At 69.1% G+C, this 8430-nt stretch carries 8 protein-coding genes and 1 tRNA gene; all 9 read right to left on the bottom strand.

Features of this window, described 5'->3' with window-relative positions:
- Positions 1 to 160: 160 nt before the first annotated feature.
- Positions 161 to 724 (bottom strand): DUF4337 family protein, encoded by a 564-nt coding sequence (locus tag WCJ52_RS09515; protein ID WP_336903068.1) that lies wholly within the window; start codon positions 722 to 724, stop codon positions 161 to 163.
- A gap of 156 nt (positions 725 to 880) precedes the next feature.
- Positions 881 to 1324 (bottom strand): DUF1801 domain-containing protein, encoded by a 444-nt coding sequence (locus WCJ52_RS09510; RefSeq protein ID WP_336903067.1) that lies wholly within the window; start codon positions 1322 to 1324, stop codon positions 881 to 883.
- A 33-nt stretch (positions 1325 to 1357) separates the two neighbouring features.
- The gene (locus WCJ52_RS09505) at positions 1358 to 2170 is read right to left on the bottom strand and encodes an alpha/beta hydrolase (RefSeq protein ID WP_336903066.1); all 813 of its coding nucleotides are present in this window, start codon (positions 2168 to 2170) and stop codon (positions 1358 to 1360) included.
- Positions 2164 to 3129: an aldo/keto reductase gene (locus WCJ52_RS09500; protein WP_336903065.1), complete on the bottom strand. Its 966-nt coding sequence runs from the start codon at positions 3127 to 3129 to the stop codon at positions 2164 to 2166. The genes WCJ52_RS09505 and WCJ52_RS09500 overlap by 7 nt, the downstream gene beginning before the upstream one ends.
- The gene (locus WCJ52_RS09495; protein ID WP_336903064.1) at positions 3126 to 4079 is read right to left on the bottom strand and encodes a phytanoyl-CoA dioxygenase family protein; all 954 of its coding nucleotides are present in this window, start codon (positions 4077 to 4079) and stop codon (positions 3126 to 3128) included. The genes WCJ52_RS09500 and WCJ52_RS09495 overlap by 4 nt, the downstream gene beginning before the upstream one ends.
- 210 nt (positions 4080 to 4289) lie before the next feature.
- On the bottom strand, positions 4290 to 4808 hold the full coding sequence (locus WCJ52_RS09490) for a UGSC family (seleno)protein (protein ID WP_336903063.1): 519 nt from the start codon (positions 4806 to 4808) through the stop codon (positions 4290 to 4292).
- Between the two features lie 31 nt (positions 4809 to 4839).
- Entirely contained in the window at positions 4840 to 6426 is a 1587-nt protein-coding gene (locus WCJ52_RS09485) for a hypothetical protein (RefSeq protein ID WP_336903062.1), read from the bottom strand.
- A 44-nt stretch (positions 6427 to 6470) separates the two neighbouring features.
- Positions 6471 to 6565: transfer RNA gene (locus tag WCJ52_RS09480), tRNA-Sec, on the bottom strand.
- 13 nt (positions 6566 to 6578) lie between these two features.
- Positions 6579 to 8430, bottom strand: a 1852-nt coding sequence (locus tag WCJ52_RS09475; RefSeq protein WP_336903061.1) for a SelB C-terminal domain-containing protein, incomplete at its 5' end; no start/stop codon positions are given.

The following is an 8430-nucleotide window of genomic DNA, read 5'->3' as shown; positions in this document are numbered from 1 at the left end:
GGCATCGGGACTTGTTATGCGGCAGGCCTGGGACAACGACGCGCGCAAGTCTGGCCATCGGTGGAGCTCCCCAGGGTGAAGGAACTCAGTCGCACCGGAGGGGGTTTCGGACAGTGTCACTGTAACCCCGTGCGCTATCTGATGCGGAACCTGGCTTAGTTCAGGCCAGAAGGGTGAGGGCAGCCAGCCCTATTCCGCCAGCGCCAGCCAGAAGGGCCAGATACCAGGGCCAGGACCTGCGGGTAATTATGGTGACGGTCGAGACCGCGATGGAGATCTGCAAGAGGGCCGCGGCGAGGGTCAGTTTCGGGTGGCGGGCTTCATGCAGGTCGGATTCGGCCCGCGCCTCATCCCTCTGTCGCTCAAGCGCCCTGGCCGCCTTGGTGATCTCGATCTGGTCATCGCCTTCCTGCCGGGCCTTGGCGCGCGCCTTGTCGGCTCCGGGGCCGCCCGCTTCGGCGGCGGCTTCATCGAGACGCTTCTTGATTCCCTTGGCCTGGAAGAAGGCCCACTGATCGCTGGCCTGGGCCTGGAGCAGGGCCGCCCGGTTTGATTCCAGGATCGCCCCTGCGGTTTCCATAGACTCAATTGACCCGACAATGGCGGTTGCTACAGCAAACAGGGCGATCGTGATGGAAGCGCGGGCAATCAACGGGCTATGGGCTTTGGCCGCATGTTCGGCATGTTCCCTGTGCTCGTGAAACTCCATGGGGTTTTCGGGCATGATCAGGGCTCAAATCAGGGGGGGACTCTCTGAATCGACAATACGCCTCTGACTTGAGGAAGAATAGGATCTACTCCAGGGTCCGCACCCGGGGTTACGGTGACACTGTTTGAAATAGATCGTCACCCAAGGCATCGGGACTGGTCGCCGGCCGGATCACCCGGGTGACGGAGCTGGAGCAGCCGGTCTTCGCCTGGCGCTAGGGGCCGCGGCCAGCCGGGCCCGGATGTCGGCATGGGCTGCAAGGATCAGGGTCACCAAAGCCGCCTCCGGCGCCGGCTGGCCCCACCTCAGCTTGACGTGCCGCATCCGCTTCCCGCTTCCCTCGAGGACGCCCGAGGGATCCGGCAGGTCCGCCCCGTGGAAGAAGCCAACGGCCACGTGGGCGCGGTAGGCGGCGACATAGGCGAAGGCGGCGTCATCGACGCAGGCGGTGGGCTGGTGGTCATGAAGGCATTCCACGACCTCCGGGCCACAGGCCCGGATCTGGCCGAACCAGAAGCGGGCCAACGGGCGCAGACCCGGGTCGCCGGCCTCGAACCAGGCCGCGACGGCGGGATCCTCCCGGCGCGCGCCGGAGAGACGGAAGAGGGGTTCCATAGCCGCAGCCTAGCCCAGGGCGCGCTCCCAGAACTAGATTTCGTTCAGGAAGCTCCGGACGGCGAGCAGATAGGCTGGGAAGTTCTCCCGGCGGACATTGTGCGCCGCCCCCTCGATGCGAACCGCCCTAAGGGCCTTGTTGATCTCGCGGGCCTCCCTCGCCTCGGCCGCCCCGACCAGGCTTCCCTTCTCGGCATCTCCGTAGATGAGGAGGGTCGGCACCCGAATCCGGCGGATGTCGTCCTGCCAGGGGGTCGGAAGGATCGGAAGGGCGTTCCGGGCGACCTGCTGCTTCGAGGCGACCCAGGCGGGGAACTCCTGCGCGTCCCAGGTCGGCGACTGGCGTCGGCCGAGGGCCAGCAACTCGGCTTCGGTCATGTCCCGTAACGGCTTCACCTGGTCATTGAACCGCGCCAGGCGCTTGGCCGCCGTCTCGGCGTCTATGGGCGGGACCAAGGGGGGGTCTTCGAGGATGACGGCGCGGATGAGGTCGGGGAATTCCGCCGCGCAGGCGGCGGTCGCCCGGGCGCCCAAGGAGTGGCCCATGGCGATCACGCCCGACAGCCCAAGGGCGGTGATGGCCTCGGCGATATCCCGGCCGGGCGTGTCCGGCGACAGCCCGTCCTCACCGGGCGGTGAACTTGCCCCATGTCCCCGGGCATCGAGCATGATGACGTCGAAGTCGGACTCCAGAGCCTCAGCGAGACGGGTCCAGCACAGGCCGTTGTCCGTCAGTCCATGGGACAGGACGATGGGTGGTAGCGCGCCTCCGGTCCTGTGATAGGCCAGCCGCCCTCCGGTCACCTCCACCTCGCCGGAGGGCCACTCTGATCGATGGGTCACCATGCATAGGCCTCGGGAGCCGCGCCACAGGCCGGGAAGATGGTATCGAGCCGGGCCAGGGCAGACTCGTCAAGACCTAAACCCGGCGCCTGCAGGAGGGCGGCGAACTGGTCGCGGCGCCTTGGCCCGACGATGGCCGAGGTGATCCCCGGCTGGTGCAGGAGCCAGGCGATGGCGACCACGCCCGGTGCCTGGCCCAGCTCGTTGCAGAGGGTGGTGAAGGCGGCAAGACGGTCGGCGTGGACCCCGGAGGCATCGCGGACCGCGGCGGCGCCCCGACGACCGGAGGGGTCTGTGGATGTCCCGGCAAGGAGACCCCCCGCCAGCGGGCTCCAGGCGATCACGCCGACGCCGTAGGCCTGGCAGGCAGGAAGCACCTCCAGCTCGGCCCGTCGCTCGACGAGGTTGTAGAGGCTCTGCTCGCAGACCAGGCCGAGGCGGTGAGAGGCCAGGGCCTTCTCATTGAACCGGGCGATGGCCCAGCCGGGGAAGTTGCTGGAGCCCACATAGGTGATCTTGCCCTGGGCGATGAGCCGGTCCATCGCCTGCCAGATCTCCTCGACCGGCGCCGCGCGGTCGACATGGTGCATCTGGTAGAGGTCGATGTGGTCGACGCCCAGGCGCTTCAAACTGGCGTCGCAGGCCCTCTGGATATGCCGCGCGGACAGGCCCCGGTCGTTGACGTCCTCCGACATGGGCTCATGGACCTTGGTGGCCAGGACGACGCGGTCCCGCCGGGACGGATCCTCCGCCAGCCATTCCCCCAGCAGGCGCTCCGTCGCGCCGACCCCGAGACGGCCCCCGTACTGGTCGGCGGTATCGATGAAGTTCACCCCTGCTTCCAGGGCGTCATTCAGGATGGCGAAGCTCTCCTCGCGGGAGGTCAGGGGCCCGAAGTTCATGGTCCCCAGGCAGATTTCGCTGACCTGGAGGGCGGTCCTCCCCAGGCGGCGGTGCTTCATGGTGCCCTCAGGGTCGGACCGGTCACCAGGGTCTCGCTGGAGTCGAGGACGCAGTGCCGGACCCGCTTCCGGGCGGTCTCCGACAGGGTCTGGTAGTCCGCATGGCTGATCCCCGGGACGATGGGCTCGCGGAACCAGGGGGCATAGAACTCAAGATTCGGAATGGCCCGCAGGGCGTCGGACAGGTTGGGCGTACCCCCATGCCAGGCCCGGACATCGCGGATCATGACGGCGCCGGCGGGGGCCGGGCAGACCGTGCTCAGCCGCATCCACTCTGGCTCCTCGGCCAGGCTGGGGATCGGATGGCGGGCGTTCTGTGTGCCCGGGATCTGGCGCGTCGGCCCGTTCAGCCGGGTCACCTCCTGGGGCAGGAAGTTAGCGCAGACATAGGGACACGGCAGGTCCCGTATGGTCAGCTGGCCCCGCGGGTCATGGAAGGCGCTGTAGGGCGTCGAGACGCCGTCCTTCCAGTCGCGGATATCGGAGTGGAGGGGCTGGTACCCGGTCGCCCCCGGCAGGCAGAAGTCACCGCTGGCCGCCCGCAGGACGAAGTCCGGCGACTGGAAGATGGCAGTGACCACCGCGTTGACGATGTCGTTGTCGAGCAGCATGCGCCACTCGGGCCGATGCAGCTGGCTGCGCGTCAGGCTGGAGCCGCCGAAGGAGTACCGATGCGAGCCCCGGTTCCCCTTCCGGTCGGTATCGAGGGCGAGGATCTCGTCGGCGACCTCCCGGCAACCCCGGGCCAGGAACTCGACCTGGGCGCTGTCCAGCACCTCGGCGATGACCACGAAACCGTCCCGGCGGAAAAGCTCGGGGGCGTGGGCCGCGTCGCCCGGGGCCAGGATCTCCAGCCCCCGGATTCCGGTATTGGCCTCAAGATAGGCGCGCTGGGCGTCCAGGTCAGCAACCTGAGGCGACGTCGCGGCGGTCGGCGTGATCGCATTCATTCCGTTTCCCCCCCCGGGGGATTCCGCGACCCAGCGCCCCCGTCTTTTGACTTTTGTTTCAATAAATCCCGGTTCACGCAAGGCGTCAGGCCAGCCTGAGGAAACCCGGATCCCGGAAGGGATTCCCCGCCTTCACGCGCTCATGAAAATCCGCCAACCGAGGCCCCGCCCCGCCCCAGAGGCGGCGGACCTCGGCCGGCAGGGGCGAGGTCAGACGGTCAGGGCCGCGACGACCTGGTCGACAACGGCCTGCGCCTTGGCGCGCATCTCGTCATCGGTGGCGTCCTGGATCGGGTGATCGACCAGAAGGTAGCGCGCGCCTTCCATGCCCAGCGCCCGGCGCTGGACCTCGGCGGCCTCAGCGAACTCGCTGGAGGCGATGGAGACGGCGGGAAGCCCCTGGATTTCGAACCATACAGTGTCGTGCAAACTGCACGTCGTGCACGATCCTCAATCGGCGAGGGCTTCCACCAGGACGCTGCATTCCGCCTTGATCTTCAGCCTCAGGTCCGTGGGACAGGGCTTGGTGAAGGTCGGCTTGGCGTAGCGCCGGATCTCATTGTCCGGGAAGCGGGCGGCCAGCAGGCGCTCCAGCTCGTCCAGGAGCACATTGCCCCGGGGCTTGCTGATGTCCAGAAGGCCGATCACCCCCGGGATGCTTCCCGTTCGCGGGGTGATCTGGCGCTCGACGGGCACGCGCTCGTCGGTCGGATCCAGGATAGTGGTCATCGATGTCCTCCGAATTCCAAATGTGACGCTATCAGCAGTCGATCTTCCTGGAAACGACCGTTGAACCCATGGCACCCGTGACCCAGCCGTGGAAGGCGGCAGAGAACTTCCCGGCCTCTGAACCCGCCACGACGATGTGGATGTACCGGCCATCGGCAAACTTCGGTGCCGGAGTCGCGAGCATCTCCGCCGTCATCTTGGCGGCGGAGGCGACCGGGATACCCGCGCCGGAGACGTCGTTGGACACCATCTCCCTCAGGGGGCGCGAGGTGACCTCCTGGATGCGGGCGCGGAGCCGGTCCTTGGGATAGGCCCCGTCGACGGTCAGCGTGTTGATATGCTCGGGGCAGACCACCAGCAGGGCGTCCACGGGCATGCGGTGGATCTTGGGCAGGAACATGCCTTCCAGGCCCAGGCCAAGGGTCCCGGCGATCTGGTCGGGCCGGCGGGACTCCTGGTCGACGATCTGCACCGGGCCACTGGTCATGGCGAAGGCGGTGACCACCGAATCCTCGGGCTGGAAGCCGCGCTCCACGTGGAGGGGATCCCAGGGCGAGCCCTCCTCCCACTCGGCGAAGCACATGGTGAACTTCATCGGACTGGAGAGGGTCGAGCGGTCGACGCCCCCGGGACGGGCCCCGCCGAGATTACGGAGGACCAGGCGAAGCGCTCGGCCGATGGTGGCATTGGCGCGGTTGCCAGCGCCCAGGGCGGCCAGCTTCATGTTCATGCCGATCCGGTGGCGGATCGGGCCATTGACCACCAGGACGGGCGAGGCGCCCATGGTGGTGGCGTTGACCCCGTGCATGTTGAATTCATCCGTGCAGACCGCCTCCAGGGCGGCGATCACCACGGGCAGGTACTCAGGCCGGCAGCCCGCCATCACGGCGTTGATGGCGACCTTTTCCACTGTGGCCGGGGCCATGTTGGGCGGCACGATGGCGACGATGTCCTGCGGGTCCCGGGTCGTTCCCGCCAGCATGCGGATCACCCGCTCGGGCGTCGGCGGGACCAGGGGCAGGCCATCGCTGAAGCCCTGGTCGAACAGGAACTCGTCGATGTCATCGGAAGCGGCGATCTCGATGCGCCGGGCCCGGATCGGGCTGCCCTCGGCCTCGGCCACCAGCCGGTCGTGGATGTCAGGGTCGAGATGCTTGGAGCCACAGCCCGGCCGCCAGTCCGGCAGGCTGGACCAGTCCACCTGGGGTGCCGGCGTCCCGAGCGCTTCGGAAATGCGGGCGGACAGGGCCTGCCACTCGACCTTGACGAAGCCCTCCATGACCGGCGCCGTTGCCCCCCCCGCGTCCGTCCAGAAGACCGCCGGAACGCTCTCGAAGTCCCAGGCCAGGGAGGTCCGCAGGGCACCGTCGTCCAGGATGGGCAGGGTCAGGCCGTGGCGATCGCGCAGGATCTCGGCCCCGTCCCGGGCCTGGGCGACCATCCAGACGTCCGCGTGTTCGCCCCAGGTGCGGTGAAAGGCCTCCAGCAGGGGTGCGACGAGGTTGCAGGTGGCGCAATCCTCCTTGGCGAAGCAGATCAGGCTCGGCCGTCCCGTGGGAAAGCTCCGCGATGTGCCGCCGAGGTCCTGGAGGGTGAAGGCGGGCGGGGTGTCGGTCATGGATCCGTCCTCAGGGTCGCAGGGGCACCAGCCCGCAGGCCGGGTGGCGGAGGTGGATGGGAATCGAACCCACCACACGCCGGTGAGGCGTGTCACCGGTTTTGAAGACCGGGGAAGCCACCAGACTCCAGTCACCTCCATCGCCCGCAACACTAGAGCGGGATCGGCGGCGTACCGAAGCGCTTTCTTTGGGCAACGACCTGGCGAGCATCCCCATGACGGACCGTATCGCCCCGGGAGTCGAGGAACTCCAGGGCCGGCACGATGAACTTGCGCGAGGTCGAAAGCGCCGCCCGGGCCTCGCCGGTGGTGAAAGCCGCCGGCGGCGGGAAGGCTGCCTCCAGGTCCGCAAGGGCCGCATCCAGGGCCTCTATGTGGAAGACCAGGGTCTGGCGCAGGGCATGGTTGCGCAGGGAGACCAGCCGCCCGGACTCTACCAGCAGGCTCAGGAGATCTGCGGACTCCCCCTCGGCGACGATGCTTGCGGCGTCCGGCGGTGTCATGCCGCCCTCCCGAAAGGCGGCCTCGATCTGCCCCAGGCGCACCAGCTGGCCCGGCGTCAGGGCGGCGAAGGGATCGTGGTCCTTCAGGGCCGCCTGGCCGCGCACGATCCGGATCCCACCCTCGGCGGCGAGCCGGCCCTCCACATGGGCGATGAGGTCCCCGGACAGGCTCCGTTGAAGGCTGCCGCGGAGGGCTCCGAGTGCAACAAAGGCCCGGGTGGGCTGTGCCCGGTGCGCCTCGGCAAGCCGGTCGAGATAGCCCTGGGCCGCCGCCTCCACGGCGGGTGCCTGGGCAAAGAGGCCGTCATCCAGGCGCACGAGGGTTTGGGCCAGCCGCAACCGGACCTCTCCGGCGGGTGCGCGAGACAGGCGGGCCGCCTCGGCCACGGAGACTGCACCCCCATCCCGCCGGGCGAGGGCCGCGGCGATGTCCTCCAGCCCGCCCTGTACGACGGCGAGTAGGAGGTCGCAGCGGGCTTCCAGGGTCCGGGCCCGCAGCAGGGGAGCTATGGGGTCCAGCACCTGGCCACCCCCCAGGGTCCCGGCGGGCGATGGCCGGCGAAGCAGGAGGCGCTGGCCGGCATGGGCGGGGACAGGGCCGCTGAAGCGGAGCTGGGCCAGGCCCGAAGATCCGGGCTCCAGAGGCGTCCCGCCAATGAGGCGCACCCGGGCAAGGTCCTGGCGTGCGCCCCAGAGCACGCGCACCTCGTCCCCGGACCGAAGCGGCCGGGCAGCGTCCGGCGACAGGGCGATCTCCGCATCCACCCTCAGGGTTGGCGGGAAGACGCCGGGGCTGCAGAGGACCTCGCCGGCCTTCACCTCGTCCGGGGAGACCCCGCGCAGGGCTGCCGCCACCCGGCCGCCGGCCCGCGCCGTCGCGACCGCCTGGCCATGGACCTGCAGCTGGCGCAGGTGGACCCTGCGCCCGGAGGGCTCCAGGACCGCCTCGTCCCCCACTTCGAGTTCCGCACCCTGCAGGGAGCCGGTGACTACGGTTCCCGCCCCGGCCAGGGTGAAGACCCGGTCGAGAGGCAGGAAGGCGCCGGGCAGGCGCTCAGGCGGGGGGGTCCGCAGGGCCAGGGCGTGGATTTCGCGGTTGAGGGTCCCAAGCCCCTCCCCGGTCACGGCCGAGCAGAAGACAACGGGCGCCGGGGCCAGGAAGGTCGACGCCAGCTCCGCCCCGATCCGGGCCTGGAGGTCGGCGCGGGTGTCCGGCGGAACGAGGTCAGCCTTGGTCACGGCGACAAGGCCGTCCCTAAGGCCCAGGAGGCCGGCAATCCTGAGGTGCTCACGGGTCTGCCGGGCGAAGCCTTCAACCGCGGAAACCACCAGCAGGACTGCCCGGGCACCGGCGGCCCCCATGACCATGGCGCGGATGAAGTCCTCGTGGCCGGGGGCATCCAGGAAGTGGACGTCACCGTCCGGGTCCTCGCGGAAGGCGAAGCCCAGGGCGATGGAGAGGCCCCTCACCTTTTCTTCGGGCAGCCGGTCCGTCTCCATG

The sequence above is a fragment of the Phenylobacterium sp. genome, assembly GCF_037138395.1.
Lineage (GTDB): Bacteria > Pseudomonadota > Alphaproteobacteria > Caulobacterales > Caulobacteraceae > Phenylobacterium.
The sequence above is the reverse complement of the archived record's forward strand: the minus strand, read 5'-3'. Positions and strand labels throughout refer to the sequence as shown.